This window comes from Neolewinella marina (assembly GCF_002631205.1).
GTDB classification, from domain to species: domain Bacteria; phylum Bacteroidota; class Bacteroidia; order Chitinophagales; family Saprospiraceae; genus Neolewinella; species Neolewinella marina.
The window spans coordinates 19,931-35,899 of record NZ_PDLO01000001.1 but is presented as its reverse complement, the minus strand read 5'-3'; the positions used below and the strand labels follow the sequence as shown (position 1 = coordinate 35,899).

The following is a 15,969-nucleotide window of genomic DNA, read 5'->3' as shown; positions in this document are numbered from 1 at the left end:
TTGCTCCGACACGCCTTCCCGCGCCAGCGCCCTGGTCCGTTACGACGGATCGGGGCGTTCGCGTTTCAGGCGAATCCTGAGCACTTGCTTTTCCTTTCCCGTCAGGGCGTGGGAATCAGCGATGCGGTAGCCCACGACTGCGATGATGGTGCCGCTACCGTCGCACAGCAGTGGGATAAGGTCCTTCTCCCAGGGAGCCACCCCGTCATCGGTCAGCAGGTCCTTAATTTTCTTGGAGCGACCACCCATTCCGAAGGGCCGAAAGCGGTCACCGGGGCGGCGCGCACGTAGGTGCAAGGGACCCTCTGCCAGCCGGCAATACAGGGTATCAGTTACCTCCAACTCCCGGGGGTAGTCGACCACGTCCAACGAAAGCGCGCCCAGGGGGTGGGCAAGGACAAAGGGCAGGTGATGGATCACTGTCTCTGCCCACCGGGGCGGATGGGGCGCAAATCGCAGCGATTGGTTGATGGCGTCGGCCCGGTGGGTAGTCGTGGTCACCACTATGCGGGAGCGGGCATCCACCAACTGCCGGAGCTGTTCGCCCGTGAAGCCCATTTCCTCCGTCAGGTGGTGGAGCAGAGTGAGGATGTCCTTCCGGCGCAGGTTGGCCCGATGCAGGTCCACCATTGTTTCTTCCTCCGATATGGTTACTCCCGGAACGTTGCGAATGCCCCGGTGCACGAAGCGTTCCGCACTGCGCAGGTGGGCGAGGGTGTCGCGGAGGCGGTCGTCCTGCAGTCCCAAGTCACGGAGTACGGGAACCACCCGGTGGCGGAGCGCGTTGCGGCGGTATTTATCCTCGGCGTTGCTGCTGTCTTCCCGCCAGCTCAGTCCGTTTTCCCGGGCGTAGTCCAGCAGTTCCTGCCGTGATACCTCCAGCAGTGGGCGGGCGACCGGAAAACCGGTGCGCGGGGCGATCCCCCGGATTCCGGCAATGCCCGTTCCCCGGATCAGGTTGACGAGCATGGTTTCCAATGAATCATCCAGATGGTGGGCGGTGCAGAGGAGGTCATATTTGTACTCATCCAGAATTTCCCCGAAATAATCATACCGTTTGTCCCTTGCTTCCTCCTGAATCGAGCCTTGGCGGTCTGCGGTGGTCAGCTGGATGGAGGTGGTGTGCAGCGGCACCTGCAGATCCTCCGCCAGTTGGCGGACAAAGGCCGCATCCGCTTCCGATTCCGCGCCGCGGAGATGGTAGTTGCAGTGGGCCAGCGCGAAGGTGTAGCCTTCCTGCTTCAGCAGGTGGGCGAGGGTAGTGCTGTCGAGTCCGCCACTGGCGGCCAGCAGCAGACGGTCGGAAGGGGAGAACAGCCCTTCCCGGCGGACGAATGCACGGAAGCGCGACGGCACATCCGCGGCGCTCATTCGTTGTGGTACTTCTCGTTGCGGATGATCGTCATGGCCCGGTAGAGCTGTTCGGTGAAGAACAGCCGCACCATCTGGTGGCTGAAGGTCATGGGACTAAGGCTGATGAGCTGGTCGGCCCGGTTATAGACGTCGCGGGAAAAGCCGAAGGCGCCGCCGACGACGAAGACGAGGCGGCGGGCGGGGCGGTGCAACTCGCGCTCCAGCCACTCTGCGAAAGCAACGCTGCCGAAGCTGCTGCCGCCCTCGTCGAGGAGCACCAGGCGGTCATCCGGGTTGATCTTGGCGAGCAGCGCCTGTCCTTCGCGGTCGATGAGCTGCTCCGGACTGAGTTTGCCGGCCTGCTTGATGTCCGGCAATACGGTGAAGGTGATGGGCAGATAGTGGCCCAGTCGGCGGGCGTAAATCTCTTCGCCGGTACGGAGATACTGCTCCGACGTTTTTCCCGTATAGTAAACCTGAACCTTCACCGCGTATTCGTTTCGTGGCCGCAAGTTAAGCGCTTGTAGGGGTTTTCCTTTTTTGCCCGAGAGGAAGGATGGAGTACGAAGCACAAAGCAAAAAGGACAAAGGTCATATTCGGTCAAGGCCCATTTTTGCCCGCTGCCTAGGCAGTGGCCCGACCCATGAGGTAACAGGTAGCGTAGGGGCCGTCTCCAGCCAGAAAAACAGGGAAAACCATCCAGTAACTTCTCAGCTCGTAGGGCAGCTAATGGTCGCCAGTGAGCGTGGTCGGGCCTTGCTACCTAACTTGCAACCTCAATCCGTAAGTTATGTACACCGTCTACCAAATCGGCTGTTCCGCCGACCTCACCGACATCCTGATTGCCCGGCTCGCCGACGCCGGTTTCGACAGCTTCCTGGAAGAGGAGGACGGGCTGCTGGCCTACGGAACCTCCGACCGCCACCCGGAGTGGATCCGGGTTCTGGATGAACTGCGGGAAGCTTACACCTTCGATTACAGCTGCGAAGTGCTCGAGGAGAAGAACTGGAATGAAGTCTGGGAGAGTGGCTTTTCTCCTATCCGGGTGGGGGATCGCCTGCTGATCCGGGCCAGTTTTCACCCCCACGATCCGGAGGTGCGCCACGAACTGGTCATCGACCCCCGCATGGCTTTCGGAACGGGCCACCACGCCACCACCTACATGATGTGCGAGCTGCTCATGGACCATTACGCCGCGGGCGGGGCGGGGGAGAGCGTGCTCGACTACGGATGCGGCACCGGGGTGCTGGCCATCCTGGCCAAGCGGCTGGGCGCCCGCGTCGTCGACGCGGTCGACATCGAGGCCCCGGCGGTAGAGAATACCATCGAGAACGCGAAAACGAACGGGGTGGAACTGGCCGAAATCGTCGAAGGAACCCTGGACGACGTGCCGGAAAGACAGCCCTACGACCTCGTGCTGGCAAACATCAACCGGAACGTACTATTGGAAACGGGGGCGGCGTTGAAAATGCGCCTGCGGAGTGGCGGGACGGCCTTTCTGAGCGGCATTCTCGAACAGGACGAAGACCTGATCCGTCAACACTTCACGGACCTGGGCTTCGAGCTGCGCCGGCGGGAAGCCCGGGAAGGCTGGCGGGCCTTTGAATTCAAGCGCTAATGAACAACGACACCATCCGGATTTTCCTGCTGCTGCTAGGGGTTACCCTGCTCTCCTTTCCGCTTTCGGCCCAGTTGTCTGAACTCGCGGAGGATGCCGACGTGACGGCTTTCGAGGAGCAGCTGGAAACGTATATGACCTCCACCCGCAACGACCGGTCCCGCGATTCCTACGCCAACTTCACCGGCACCCTGTACGGCGGCGGACTTACTCCCGAACAGCAACGGACCGTGCAGAAAACCGCGGTGGCCCTGGCCCGCGCCAATGCCCGGGCGGAGTCCGGAATGGCCGACTACCTCGACATTCTGGGTTTCCTGGCGGGCAAAGAAAAGGAAAAGCAGGAGCTTTTCGCCGGCTTCCACGAGGTGTTGACCACCAGCCTGGCCGATCCGGCCTTCACGCCGGCTTCGCTGACCAGCCTGCTGAACAACAGCTTCAACTACCTGAGCCGTGGCCGGCTGGACGCCCGCGCGGACGCTTACGGCTGGAAAGTTGCCGGGGGGAAGCCCTCCTTCGTTTACGACGGCGGTCCCCGCCTCATCGTCGATGAGGTAACCCAGCTGCAAGGCAGCATTGCTACCGACAGCATCAATATCCAGGAAACCAGAATCATCGTCGACCTGGCCAATTCCACCTACGTGGGCAAGGGTGGGCGTACCGACTGGCAACGGGTGGGACTGCCCGGCGACGTTTTCGTGCGGCTGGTCGACTACCGGATCGATCCGCAGCGCAACCACCTGACCTCGGATTCGGCCCACCTCCAGTATCCCACCTACTTCGGCGACCGGATCATCTACGGCACCTTTGAGGACCGGCTGCAATCGGGTGGCCCCCGCGCCGCCGGCGACGTGCCGGAGTTCGTGAGCGACAACCCCATGCTGACGGCCGACAACATCGGGGAGGGCATGCGGATGCGCGGCCGCTTCGAACTACACGGCGCCCGGGCCTACGCCACCACCGAGGCCGAAGGCGAAAGCCGGGTCTTTTTTGAGGTTACCGGTGAAGACGGGAATCACAGGATGCGGGCCCAGGCCACCCAGTTCGTTGTTATCCCCGGGGAACGACTCACCGGGCAGAAGGTACAGGTAGCCCTTTACTTCGGACAGGACAGCCTGGTGCACCCCAGCGCCAGCATTGACGTGGACATCCCCGAGTCGCTCGTCAAGCTCAAGCGCACCACCAGCAGTTCCGACGCGGCCCCCTTCTACCACAGCAAGAACCGTTTCGACATCGACGCCGACAACATCAACGTCTACCTCCGGGGCGACAGCGCCGTGGTGGGCCGCAAGACCGTCAGCTTCCAGGAAAAGGGCGACGTAGCCTTCACCAGCGAGAATTATTTCGACCACCGCGACTACCTCAGGATCAAGGCCCTGGCCGGCTTTCATCCCCTGGAACTGATCTACCGCTACCGGTACCAGATGGCTTTCGGCTCGGACACCCTCTCGGCCAACGCCCTGGCCAATTACTTCCAGGAAGGACTCACGGCAAAAAGCATTGAATCCGCCCTGTTCGATCTTCAGGAAAGGGGCTTCCTGAGTTATGACCGGGAGAAGGATCGCGTGATCCTCCAGCCCAAGCTCGCCCACTACGTCGAATCGGAAAAGGAGGCCAAGGACTACGACAAGCTGAAGATCGTCAGCCGCACCGAAGAGCTGAACGCCTACCTCGATCTGAAGGCCGGCACCATCCTGGTCGAGGGCGTACAACCCATTCAGCTCAACGCCAAAAAGCAGGTGGCCATCCGGCCCTTCGCCGAGCAGGTGGCTATCGTGGGCGACCGCAACCTCGACTTCGGCGGCCAGGTCTATGCGGGCGGGGCCATCCTCAGCGGCAGCGACTTTCACTTTCGCTACGAGCCCTACTACATCCAGTTCGACTCGGTGAAGTACATCGACCTCTTCCTGCCCGAGGGCGGAGAGATCAAGGACGGCGTACGCCGGTTGTCCACGGCCAGCCGGATCGAGAACGTCAGTGGATACGTCCTTCTCGACGCCCCGAAGAACAAGAGCGGATCAGAAGATATCGGCTATTTTCCTTCCATCCAGACGAGAGGGCCTTCCTACATCTACTACGACAAAGCAGACACGGCCTCCCTGTATTCCCGCGACAGCTTCTACTTCGAGTTGGCCCCCTTCAGCCTGAACAACCTGGACAGCCTGACCGAAACCGGTCTGGGGCTGAAGGGCGAGCTGGTCAGCGGCGGCATCTTTCCTCGCATGGAACGCACCCTGAGTATTCAGGAGGATGGAAGTCTGGGCTTCGTTACTACCACCGACTCCCTAGGGCAAATGGCCTACGGCGACCGGGGCAATTACCGGGGGCAGGTGACCCTCAATAACGGTGGCCTGGTAGGCAACGGTACCTTCTCCTACCTGGAGGCCGAAATCACCAGCCCGGAGATCCGCTTTGGCGTCGACAGCGCCACCACCACCGCCCAGTCTTTCGTGCTGCAGCAGAGCGACGACCCCGCCCGGCCCGTACCCCAGGTGGAAGGGCAGGAAGTGGACGTGACCTTTCGCCCCTACGGCGATTCCCTGGTCGTGACGCCCCGCGAGGGGGGGACCTTTGCCATTTTTGGCACCGGCGACCACACCTTCGACGGACCGCTGGTATTACAGCCCAAGGCCCTCCGTGGCGGGGGAACCCTGGACTGGTCGCAGGCGTCCGTCACCAGTGCGGATTTCCGCTTCGGGGCCCAATCCGTGGGCGTCGATACTGCCCTCGTAAACATCAAAAGCCTGGCCGACGACGGCAGTATCGCGCTGACCACTTCGGACGTCAATGCGCAGTTTGACTTTGCTACCGGATCTGCGGAGTTCCGCAACAACGGTACCGCCCAGGTTACGGAACTGCCCTTCATCCAGTTCAAGACCAGCAGCGACCGCTTCTCTTGGGATATGGCCGCGGGCGATATCACCTTCAACACCGAGGAAGGGAAGGACCGCTTCACCAGCATCAACCCCGACCAGGATACCCTCACCTTTACCGGTAACTCGGCCGTCTACGATAACCTGGCCGGTCAGCTGGAAGTCGGCGGGGTGCCCTACATCGTCAGCGCCGATGCCCGCATCATCCCAGGCGACAGCGCGGTAGTGGTTGGTTCCGGCGGCAAGGTGGCCCAGCTCACCAACGCCCGCATTATCGCCGATACCCTGAACCAGTACCACGTCATCGAGCGGGCCACGGTCGACATCGCCGGGCGCAAGGAGTACACCGCCTCGGGCTTTTACCAGTACAACGTCGGGGACCACCAGCAGGAATTCGAGCTTCAAAATATCGTGGGCACCCGCGTAGGTAAGGGACTGATGTCCGAAAAGGCAACGGCCACCCGCGCCCAGGGGGAAATCGATGAGGAGACCGCGTTTTACATTGACGACAAGACCCGCTTTTACGGCACCATCGAACTCGATGCCGGCAGCAAGGAGCTGGCCTTCGACGGATACGCCCGCATTGAATCCGAAAAACTGCCGGCCGCCGAGTGGTTCGTCGTCCAGAGCGAGGGGGACAAGAACAACCTTGTCCTCCAGACCGAAGGCGTACTCGACCCCAGCGCCAAGCCACTCTACACCGGCTTCTACCTGAGCAAGCCGGACCGCCACGTGTACCCGGCCCTCATCCAGACGCCCGACCGCCGGGTGGACCACCCCATCCTGGACGCCGCCGGAGTTTTCACCTACGACGAAGACCGCGACGCCTTCCTGTTCGGCGACTCCACCCGCATCAACGATCCGTCCTCCCACGACGGCAACCTGATGATCTTTGACCAGGAGAGCGGCATCGTCAGCGGCGACGGCGCCCTCGGCATCGGCGGACGCCTGAAGTACATCTCCATGAAGAGTTACGGCACCATCTCCATGGAACTGCCCACCCAGTACGCCCCAGAGCCGGAAGACGAGTTTGCCCTGTCCGAAGAGGAGTCGAACACCGCCGATACCACCGACGCGGAGGACGAGCCGGAGACGTTGACCGACAACATGTTCCTGCTGGAGGAGGAAGCGGAGGATGCCCCGGCGACCGACGTTACCGAGTTGAGCCTTACCGTGGCCGCTCCCGCCGAGGAGCAGTACCCGGAAACCAACGTGGAGATGATGGCGGCGATCGACCTTATCCTGCCCGGGCCGCTGCTGTCGATCATGGCAAATGACATTGTCTCGGGGGCCTACAGTGCTCCCCAGCTGGCCATCAACCAGAAGGTGCCCTTCGCCACGGCGGGCATCACGACCCTCTTTCCCGCCGGCCCGGACCGGGAACGGGCCATCGCCGGACTGACCGCCGACGCCATGGACCTGCCCCCGGCCATCAACCGCCACACCTTCCTGTTCAGCGACATGAAGATGCGCTGGAACACCGATTACCAGTCGTTCGTCAGTACCCAGCCCATGAACGGACTGGCCTCGGTGGCCGGCCGTCCCGTCAGCCGCCGCTTCGAATCCTACCTGGAAGTTAAGATGACCACCGGCGGGGATGACCGCCTCTACCTGTTTCTCAAGTCACCGAGCGAAACCTACTACTTCTTCGGATTCAAGGATGGCATCCTGAACGTGGTGAGCAACAACAACGCCTTCATGAACGAGCTCCGCGATACCAAACCTAAGGACCTGGTGCTGGAGATGCCGGACGGACAGACCTACGAACTCCTGGAGGTAACCCCCGGCACGGCCCAGACCTTCCTGCGGCGGGTGCAGGCGGCCTTCGGCAACCAGAACTAGCGCATCCGCGCCCGCTTTACGAGGTACTGCTGAAGGATGGGCCGGAAGCCCGCCTGGATGTCGGCCTCCACGTAGTCGATCTTGTACTGGAGGCACTTCAGCCGCAGCCGCTGCTGGTAGGCGGCCACCTGGGCCACGTAGTGCTCCCTCACCTGCTGGGGTTGCAGCTTCACGCGCTCCCCGCTCTCCATGTCGATGAACTCATAGGGCCGGTTCTCGAACTCAAAGTCGATTTCCTTGCTGGTATCCACCGTATGGAAGAGGATTACCTCGTGCTTAGCGTGCTTGAGGTGCTGGAGGGCGGCGAAGAGCTCTTCTTCCTGCTCCGCCTCGTCGAACATGTCGCTGAAGAGCACCACCAGTGACCGCCGGTGGATGCTGTCGGCAATCTGGTGGAGGGCCGCCGCCGTGGTCGTCTTCACGTCGTGGGTGGGCCGGTCGATCAGTTGCTGGAGGTAGGTGAGCATCAGCCGGTAGTGGGTGGTGCTCGATTTGGGCCGGGAGTGGAGGTCGACGCCCTCGTTGAAGAAGGTGAGCCCGAAGGCGTCTCGCTGCTTGAGCAGCAGGTTCATCAGGCTGGCCGCGGCCAGGGCCGAGAACCGGATCTTATTGACGTGGTCCTCACTGCGGCTGCTGACCTCCGGAAAGTACATGCTGGAGCTGCTGTCTACCACGATCTGGCACCGCAGGTTGGTTTCCTCCTCGTACCGCTTGGTGTACATCTTGTCGGTGCGGGCGAACACCTTCCAGTCGATGTTCCGGGTGGGTTCCCCCTGGTTGTAGATGCGGTGTTCGGCGAATTCCACGCTGAAGCCGTGGAAGGGGCTCTTGTGCAGGCCGATGATGAAGCCCTCGACCACCTGGCGGGCCAGAAGTTCGAGGTTGCCGAGGTCACGGACCTGTTCGTTGGTAATGAGCTGCATAGTCTAACTTATAAACGCCCGGGGCGTTTGTCGAATACAACGGAAGCGAATCGCTTATCGTACTAACTTCGGGGTATGCTAGGTAAAGTAAAACAATGGTTGGGGATTGAAGGCGTCAAACTGGAATTGGTGCTCTCACCGGACTTCGATCCCGCAATGGGCAGCCTCTCGGGCCGCATCCGCCTGACGAGCAAGCACGCCCAGACGGTTTCGGCCATCAAGATCGTCATGGTCGAAAAGTACAGTCGGGGCCGGGACGAAGGGCAGCTGGTCGACGAATACGAGCTGGGCCGCCAGATCATCACCGATTTGATCGAAGTGCCGGCGGATGGCATTCCCGTAGAGATTAATTTCCGGCTCTTTTTCGAGCCCGTGGCTTCCCCGGTGGACGAGTTCGGCCGCCGCAATCCCCTCTTCGGCGGACTGGCCTGGGCCGCCAAGAAGCTGAGGAACGTGAACAGCGAATACCGGGTAGAGGCCGAGGCCCAGGTACAGGGCGTAGGCCTGAATCCCTTCGACAAGCAGATTCTGAATTCCTAAGCGGCGCGGCCGCGGGTGCCAAAGCGGTGGTGAACAGCCCACCACGCCGGATCAGCTCAGGTAATAATTGAAGAAATCAACGGTGCGGTTCCACGCCAGTTTCGCGGCCATCTCATCGTAGCGGGGCGTGGTATCGTTGTGGAAGCCGTGCTGCACCTCCGCGTACACGTGGGCGGAGTGCTGTTTGCCGTGCTCCAATAGCGCCGCGGCGTATGCCGGCCATCCGGCGTTGACCCGCTCGTCGAGGGCGGCGTACTGCAGCATCAGGGGGGCGGAAATTTTCGGCACCTCCTCCAACGTGGGCTGTCCTCCGTAGAAGGGAACCGCCGCGGCCAGTTCCGGCAGACGCACGGCCATGAGGTTGGCGATGGCACCGCCGAAGCAGAAACCGACTACGCCTACCTTCCCGTTGCCGTCCGCCTGGTTGCGGAGGTAATCGTAGCCGGCGATGAAGTCTTCCAGCATTTCGTCGCGGTCGCGCTGTCGCTGCAGTTCGCGCCCGTCGTCGTCGTTGCCGGGATAACCGCCCAACGGACTCAGGGCATCCGGGGCCAGCACCAGGAATCCGGCCAGGGCAGCCCGCCGGGCCACGTCCTCGATGTGGGGGTTCAGTCCGCGGTTCTCGTGTACTACCAGGACGCAGCCTGCCGGTCCCGGTTTTAGCGGATTCGCCGGCTTCACCTTCAGGGCCTGGACTTCGCCCCCGCCGCGGGGGGAGGGGTAGGTGATGTATTCCTCCTGTAACCGCGGATCACCAGCCGGCACCTGTACCGCCGTATGGTATTTGGGCTGGAGGTAATCCAGGATGCCCTTCACGGTAAGCCCACCTACGGCGAAGGCCCCGAGGCGCTCGATGAAGTCGCGCCGTTCGAGCTGGCTATGTACGTAGCGGTCGAACAAGCGGAATACTTCCGGATCCAGATCTTCTTTCCTGAATTTTGCCATGGCGGTCAGTTTTTTAGTAAGGTACGGAGGCGGGGCATTTGTGTCCTCATTGTGACCTGGCACCGGGTTGTCGGGCCTGTGGCCCGACGTTGGAAGAGAAGTATCCGCCGGGCCGCAGGCCCGACGGCCCATACCCGAGCCTGTAGTCCAACTTGGCATGACAGTATTCGCCGGGCTGATCAGCGGGTAGTCGGGCCTGTGGCCCGACGTTGGGAAAGCTGTATACGCCGGGCCGCAGGCCCTACGGCCCACACCCGATCCTGCAGTTAATCCTGAGCATGACAGTATTTGCCGGGCTGATGACCGGGTTGTCGGGCCTGTGGCCCGACGTTGGAAGAACTGTATACGCCGGGCCACATGCCCGACGGCCCGTGCCCAATCCTGCAGTTAATCCTGAGCATGCCATTACGCGCTGGACGCATCACCGGGTTGTCGGGCCTGTGGCCCGACGTTTGGAAAGCTGTATACGCCAGCCCACAGGCCCGACGGCCCGTACCCGAGCCTGCAGTCCAATCTGGCATGACAGTACGCACCCGACGCAACACCGGGTAGTCGGGCCTGTGGCCCGACGTTGGGTATCCTGTATACGCCGTGCCACAGGCCCGAAGGCCCATACCCGAGCCTGCAGTTCTTCTTGATCATGCCATTCCGTGCCGGATGCATCACCGGGTTGTCGGGCCTATGGCCCGGCGTTTGGAAAGCTGTAAGCGCCAGCCCACAGGCCCGACGGCCCGGGAGGCCCGCAAATAACAATTTGCACCCAGAACCGGGCCGGATATTGGTGGTTGTGCCTACCAAAACGGCTATCCGTGAACGAGGCTATTACAGACCATGACGTGCCGCTGGCTCCCGGGAATCAAACCCGCCCGGCACCGCCTCTTTTTATGGCACCCGCGCCCCGCAAGGGACGCCGCCGCCCAAACCTTGTGCCGCGATGGGGGTTGAAGGGGCAGACCCCTTGTGAATATGACCTTAAGAGACGCCGTGCGTACGGCCAGTAACACCGTATCCCGCCGCGCCATGGACCTGGCCGCGGTGAGCAGTAACCGCGGTGCCCCCCAACTGGAACGCATCGCCGCCTTCTCCGAACTCATCGCCAACGAGATTGGCGACACCTGGCTGCGGCGGTCGCGTGGACTGGAGCGGGACTTCAACCGCGCTCACCTCTACCTGAAATTTGAGGGCGACAATCCCACGGGAACCCAGAAAGACCGCATCGCCTTTGCCCACGTAGAGGATGCCCTGATCGAGGGGCAGGGGACGATAGCCCTGGCTACCTGTGGCAACTACGGGGTGGCCGTTGCCCTGGCAGCCAAACTGGCGGGACTGGACTGCGAGATCTACATTCCGGCTGGCTACCACACCCAGCGGCTGGCTGAAATGGAAACCCTGGGAGCGAGGATCCACCGCCCCCCGGGGACCTACGAAGACATAGTGGCCTACAGCAACGAGCAGGCCCGGGTGCGGGGGTGGTACAATGCCAACCCCGGAAACGGCAATACCGACCTGCAGCTGCGGGCCTATTCCGGCATCGCAGACGAAATCCTGTCTACCCTGGGGCGCCTGCCCGACGAGGTGGCCGTGCCCGTCTCCAATGGTACCCTGCTGGCGGGCATCTACCAGGGGTTTGAGCGACTGCGAGATCAGGGACACACCACCGGTCTGCCGCGGATGGTCGCCGCCTCCTCCACCGACAAGAACCCCATCATCACTTCTTTTCTTGCGGGCAACCGGCGCTGCGTAGATTTGCGGCCCGCCGAAATCCGGGAAACGAAGATCAACGAACCCCTCATCAACTGGCACAGCTTCGACGGGCAGGAGGCACTCGACGCCCTGTACGCCAGCCGGGGTGCCGCCTTCCACATCTCGGACTACAAGATGAAGCGGATGTCTACCTACCTGAGCCAGAAAGAAGCCTTGCAGGTATTACCGGCCTCTACCGCGGGACTGATCGCCCTTACCGAGCGGCCGGATGATGAACAATCTTTAAGCGTGGCGGTACTGACCGCCAAACGATAGTCCAGTTTTATGCAACAGGAACCCCTTGACGGAAACGCCATCGTCTACGCCGACGGCGCCTTCAATACGCCGAACGGCAAAACCGCCCACGGCCTGGCCCGCTTCACGAAGCGCTACCGGGTACTGGGCATCATCGACCAGCGGTACGCCGGGCAGGACAGCGGTACGGTACTCGACGGCAAGCCCAACGGCATCCCCGTGTATGCCAACCTGCAGGATGCCCTGGCGAAAAGCACGGCCCCGCCGCGCTACTTCGTCATCGGACTGGCCCCGGATGGTGGCCGCCTTTCGCAGGCGGGGCGGGAGGCCGTCCGGGAAGCCATCGCCGCGGGACTCAACGTCGACAGCGGCCTCCACGACTTCATCTCCAACGACCCCTCCCTGATGGAAGCGGCCCGCGATCACGGGGTGCAGGTGCGCGACGTGCGCAAAACACCGGACCGCGACCAGCTGCACTTCTTTACCGGCGACATCGAATCCGTAGACTGCCTCAAGCTGGCCGTCCTCGGCACCGACTCCGCCATCGGCAAGCGCACCACTGCCTGGCTGATCGTCCACGGGCTGCAGGAGGCGGGCTACCGCGCCGAGATGATCGGTACCGGGCAAACCGGCTGGATGCAGGGCGCGAAGTATTCCATGATCATGGACAGCTGCATCAACGATTTCGTTTCCGGAGAGATCGAGCACGCCGTGGTGAGTGCCTACCGCAACGAAAAGCCCGACGCCATCGTGATCGAGGGACAAGGCTCGCTGATGAACCCCGCCTACCCGGGGGGCTTCGAGATCCTGGCCGCCGGACGCCCCGACTACGTCATCCTGCAGCACGCGCCCACCCGCAAGGAATATGACGGTTTTCCGGGCTACCCCCTGCATCCCCTGCAGGAGCAGATTAACGCCATCAAGGTGGTTTCCGGGCGGGAAGTCTTGGCCGTAACCCTGAACCACGAAGGACTCAAGGCGGACGAAATCGCGGCCGCCTGCCAGCAGGTGACCGAGGAAACGGGGTTGCCCTGTTTCGATGTCCTCGCCCACGGCAGCGGAGAATTGGTGCAGCTGATTTCGCGCTACCTTCGCTCCCATGCGGATAACCCACATTGAATACGAGCGCTACGATCTTGAGTTGATCGAGCCCTACACCATCGCCTACGAGACGATCGGCAAGGCCACGAATTTCGCCCTGCGGCTGGTGACGGATACCGGCATCGTAGGATACGGATGCGCGGCGCCGGACGTGGCCGTCACCAACGAGCGGCCCGAGGACGTGGAACGGGCCATTAGTGAAAGCATCGTACCCGCCCTTACCAACGCCAAGCCCTTCCACTACGCGCGGTTGGTAGAGGAACTGCGGCCGCAGGTCCGCAGCTCGGCGTTGGCCATGGTCGACAACGCGCTCTACGACCTGGTGGCCAAGGCCGCGGGGGTGCCGTTGTACCAATTCCTCGGTGGCTACCGCAACCGGATCGCCACCAGCATCACCATCGGCATTCTCCCCTTAAAGGAAACCATGGTCAAGGCGCGGGAATTCGTCTCCCAGGGATTTGGCATCATCAAGATCAAGGGCGGGTTGGACGTCGAGGAAGACATTTCCCGCGTCCGCATGGTCCGCAAGGAATTTCCGGACATTCGCCTGCGGTTCGACGGCAACCAGGGGTATACGTTGGAGCAGGCACTACACTTCATCGGCGCGGCCCAGTTGCTTGGCGTTGACATCCTGGAGCAGCCCACCAGCATCAACGAGGAAGCTGTGATGGGTACCCTTACGCGGGATTCCCCCATCGCGGTGATGGCCGACGAGAGCCTCAAAACGCTGGCCGATGCCTTCCGGCTGACCCAGCACGAGCTGACCGACATGATCAACATCAAGCTGCAGAAGGTGGGCGGCATCTGGCCGGCCCTCCACATCAACAGCGTGGCCAAATCGGCCGCGAACGACGTGATGGTGGGCTGCCTGGACGAATGCGGACTCGGCATCGGAGCGGGTCTCCACTTCGCCCTCAGCCGACCCAATATTGCCTACGCCGACCTGGACGGCCACCTGGATTTCAAGGTCGACCCCTTCAGCCACCTTTTCCACCTCGACCGCGGCGTGCTCATCCCCAACGGACTCCCCGGACTGGGCACCTGACCCAGGGCCTAGTCCGCGCCGCTTACCTCAGTGAGGAAGGGTAGGGCGGAGTTGAATTCCATCCGTTCCTTCGTGGTGGGGTGGACGAACGCTATCCAGTCGGCTTGCAGGTAAAGCCGGTCGCCCGGGCGGCCGTATAGGTCATCGCCCACGATGGAAGCCCCCAGTCCCGCCGGGTGGGCACAGTGCACCCGCAGCTGGTGGGTGCGCCCGGTCAGCGGCCAGAGATCAACCACCGTGGTAGTCCCGTTGCGCCGCCGCACGGCCCAGTGGGTACGGGCGACTTTCCCGTGGTCCGGGCAGACGATCTGCCGCGGCCGGTCTACGAGGTCGCCCCGCAGCGGCAGGTCAATGGTTCCCCGCTCCGTGTCAATTACGCCATCCACCAGGGCTACGTATCGCTTCTCGACGGTGCGGCGGAAGAACTGCCGCTGCAACTTCTTGTGGATTTCCTGTCGCTTGGCCACGAGCAGCAAGCCACTGGTGGACATATCCAGCCGGTGGACGATCAACGGGCCGGAAGCCTCCGGGTAGCGCTGGCGGATGCGCAGCCAGACGGAGTCCTCGATGTGCTTGCCGGGCACGGAAAGAAATTCGTGGGGCTTGTCCACCACCAGCAGATCGTGGTCTTCGTAGACGATGTCCAGCCGCTTGCCCCGGGCGGGGTTGACTAGCAAGGGGTTGGGGTCGACAGCCAGACCCTCAAGCATGTGGCCGAGGATGGGTTCGCACTTCCCGCGGCACGCCGGGTAGTAGTGTCCGTGCTGGCGAATCTCCGATGCGGGCGCCTGCCCCCACCAGAATTCGGCCAGCGCCACAGGGTGGAGCCCGTTGGCGTAGGCGAACTGCAGTAGCTTAGGAGCGGCGCACTCACCGGCCCCGGCCGGGGGAACCCCCATTACGGTGTCGGAAAAGATGCTTCCCAGGCCCCGTTCGCCGCCCTCCGCATTCAGGAAGGTGTACTCCCGAAAGATGCGTTGCTGGAGGTCGTTGGACATATTCCTGCGGAGCTCACGCAGTTGCTCGATGCGGTCGGTGAAGGTCCGCAGCCGCTCCTCCGCCAGGGTCACCCGGTGGCGCAGCGCGCGGGTGAGGTCCTTGAGTCCGTAGCTGCGGCGGATGCTTTCGGCGGAAAGCTCCGTGTCGAGTTGGGCGAACTGCTGGGCGTCGAGAGTTTTGGCCGCTTCCTCCCGTTTCCGCTTGCGGTCCGCCTTGGCCTGTTTGACCGCGGCGCGCTCGGTCCGCAGTGCTTCGTCCGTTTCCCGGATCGTGCGCTCGAGATCCTCACGGGCGGTTCGGTAGTCGTCGGCGGTTTCCAGGGCCTCGATCTGCTGGGTTACGGCGTCGACTTCCTGCTCGCCCCGGCGGTAGAAGCCGGATTCGTCCAGGAGGTCGTATACCGGGGGTACGAAGCCAGGCAAGTGGTTGCTGTCGGCCAGTTTTCCGGAATAGGCGGCCAGGTAGCCCAGTTCGCCATCCCCGGTGCGGACCACCAGGACGCCAAACATCTTGCCCTTTTCACCGGTGGATCCTTCATCCAGGCCGAACCCATAGCTCCAGGAGCGAGGCTCCTGCAGTTCTCGCTGCAGGTCACGGGCGGCCGCCACGGCCAGGGGGTGGGGGCGGTAGTAAAAGGGAAATGTGAAGCGGGGCGGGGGAGTAAGTGCCCGGGCTTCCGGCGGGAGGGGGTGCAGGTAAGTATCGGTGGCCGTCATGCGGCCGCAAAGGTAGGT

Annotated in this window: 11 protein-coding genes; 6 read left to right on the top strand and 5 right to left on the bottom strand. The window is 62.5% G+C overall.

The features are described from left to right. Nucleotides 1-39: 39 nt before the first annotated feature. Nucleotides 40-1,371, bottom strand: a complete 1,332-nt coding sequence (gene tilS / locus CGL56_RS00105) for a tRNA lysidine(34) synthetase TilS (protein WP_099104478.1) — start codon at nucleotides 1,369-1,371, stop codon at nucleotides 40-42. After that, a complete protein-coding gene (locus CGL56_RS00100; protein ID WP_099104477.1) occupies nucleotides 1,368-1,841 on the bottom strand; it encodes a 23S rRNA (pseudouridine(1915)-N(3))-methyltransferase RlmH in 474 nt (157 codons plus the stop codon). The genes tilS and CGL56_RS00100 overlap by 4 nt, the downstream gene beginning before the upstream one ends. Before the next feature lie 303 nt (nucleotides 1,842-2,144). Between CGL56_RS00100 and prmA the strand changes: the two genes are divergently transcribed. After that, nucleotides 2,145-2,972: a 50S ribosomal protein L11 methyltransferase gene (gene prmA, locus CGL56_RS00095; RefSeq protein ID WP_099104476.1), complete on the top strand. Its 828-nt coding sequence runs from the start codon at nucleotides 2,145-2,147 to the stop codon at nucleotides 2,970-2,972. After that, a complete protein-coding gene (locus tag CGL56_RS00090; RefSeq protein WP_099104475.1) occupies nucleotides 2,972-7,684 on the top strand; it encodes a hypothetical protein in 4,713 nt (1,570 codons plus the stop codon). The genes prmA and CGL56_RS00090 overlap by 1 nt, the downstream gene beginning before the upstream one ends. On the opposite strand, the gene CGL56_RS00085 is transcribed toward CGL56_RS00090, so the two are convergent. Further along, complete coding sequence (locus CGL56_RS00085; protein WP_099104474.1) at nucleotides 7,681-8,607, bottom strand: DUF58 domain-containing protein; 927 nt, start codon at nucleotides 8,605-8,607, stop codon at nucleotides 7,681-7,683. The genes CGL56_RS00090 and CGL56_RS00085 overlap by 4 nt on opposite strands. 75 nt (nucleotides 8,608-8,682) lie before the next feature. Between CGL56_RS00085 and CGL56_RS00080 the strand changes: the two genes are divergently transcribed. After that, nucleotides 8,683-9,147, top strand: a complete 465-nt coding sequence (locus tag CGL56_RS00080) for a hypothetical protein (protein ID WP_099104473.1) — start codon at nucleotides 8,683-8,685, stop codon at nucleotides 9,145-9,147. Nucleotides 9,148-9,198: 51 nt separating this feature from the next. On the opposite strand, the gene CGL56_RS00075 is transcribed toward CGL56_RS00080, so the two are convergent. After that, nucleotides 9,199-10,092, bottom strand: a complete 894-nt coding sequence (locus CGL56_RS00075) for a dienelactone hydrolase family protein (RefSeq protein WP_099104472.1) — start codon at nucleotides 10,090-10,092, stop codon at nucleotides 9,199-9,201. 966 nt (nucleotides 10,093-11,058) lie between these two features. On the opposite strand from CGL56_RS00075, the gene CGL56_RS00070 reads away from it, so the two are divergent. The 3 genes from CGL56_RS00070 to CGL56_RS00060 are packed head-to-tail and all read left to right on the top strand — an operon-like array spanning nucleotide 11,059 to nucleotide 14,236. Next, nucleotides 11,059-12,111 carry a pyridoxal-phosphate dependent enzyme gene (locus CGL56_RS00070; protein ID WP_099105474.1) on the top strand — a complete coding sequence of 351 codons (1,053 nt, stop codon included), beginning with the start codon at nucleotides 11,059-11,061 and terminating at the stop codon, nucleotides 12,109-12,111. 9 nt (nucleotides 12,112-12,120) lie between these two features. After that, entirely contained in the window at nucleotides 12,121-13,209 is a 1,089-nt protein-coding gene (locus CGL56_RS00065) for a DUF1611 domain-containing protein (protein WP_099104471.1), read from the top strand. Then, complete coding sequence (locus CGL56_RS00060; RefSeq protein ID WP_099104470.1) at nucleotides 13,190-14,236, top strand: mandelate racemase/muconate lactonizing enzyme family protein; 1,047 nt, start codon at nucleotides 13,190-13,192, stop codon at nucleotides 14,234-14,236. Before CGL56_RS00065 ends, CGL56_RS00060 begins: the two co-directional genes overlap by 20 nt. Nucleotides 14,237-14,244: 8 nt before the next feature. Here CGL56_RS00060 and CGL56_RS00055 read toward each other — a convergent pair whose 3' ends face one another. Next, complete coding sequence (locus CGL56_RS00055) at nucleotides 14,245-15,951, bottom strand: RluA family pseudouridine synthase (RefSeq protein WP_099104469.1); 1,707 nt, start codon at nucleotides 15,949-15,951, stop codon at nucleotides 14,245-14,247. Between the last annotated feature and the right edge of the window lie 18 nt (nucleotides 15,952-15,969).

Coding starts and splice junctions, on each gene's coding strand:
- tilS (WP_099104478.1), bottom strand. CDS start 1,371: ATGAGCGCCGCGGATGTGCCGTCGCGCTTCCGTGCATTCGTCCGCCGG.
- prmA (WP_099104476.1), top strand. CDS start 2,145: ATGTACACCGTCTACCAAATCGGCTGTTCCGCCGACCTCACCGACATC.
- CGL56_RS00090 (WP_099104475.1), top strand. CDS start 2,972: ATGAACAACGACACCATCCGGATTTTCCTGCTGCTGCTAGGGGTTACC.
- CGL56_RS00085 (WP_099104474.1), bottom strand. CDS start 8,607: ATGCAGCTCATTACCAACGAACAGGTCCGTGACCTCGGCAACCTCGAA.
- CGL56_RS00080 (WP_099104473.1), top strand. CDS start 8,683: ATGCTAGGTAAAGTAAAACAATGGTTGGGGATTGAAGGCGTCAAACTG.
- CGL56_RS00075 (WP_099104472.1), bottom strand. CDS start 10,092: ATGGCAAAATTCAGGAAAGAAGATCTGGATCCGGAAGTATTCCGCTTG.
- CGL56_RS00070 (WP_099105474.1), top strand. CDS start 11,059: ATGACCTTAAGAGACGCCGTGCGTACGGCCAGTAACACCGTATCCCGC.
- CGL56_RS00065 (WP_099104471.1), top strand. CDS start 12,121: ATGCAACAGGAACCCCTTGACGGAAACGCCATCGTCTACGCCGACGGC.
- CGL56_RS00060 (WP_099104470.1), top strand. CDS start 13,190: ATGCGGATAACCCACATTGAATACGAGCGCTACGATCTTGAGTTGATC.
- CGL56_RS00055 (WP_099104469.1), bottom strand. CDS start 15,951: ATGACGGCCACCGATACTTACCTGCACCCCCTCCCGCCGGAAGCCCGG.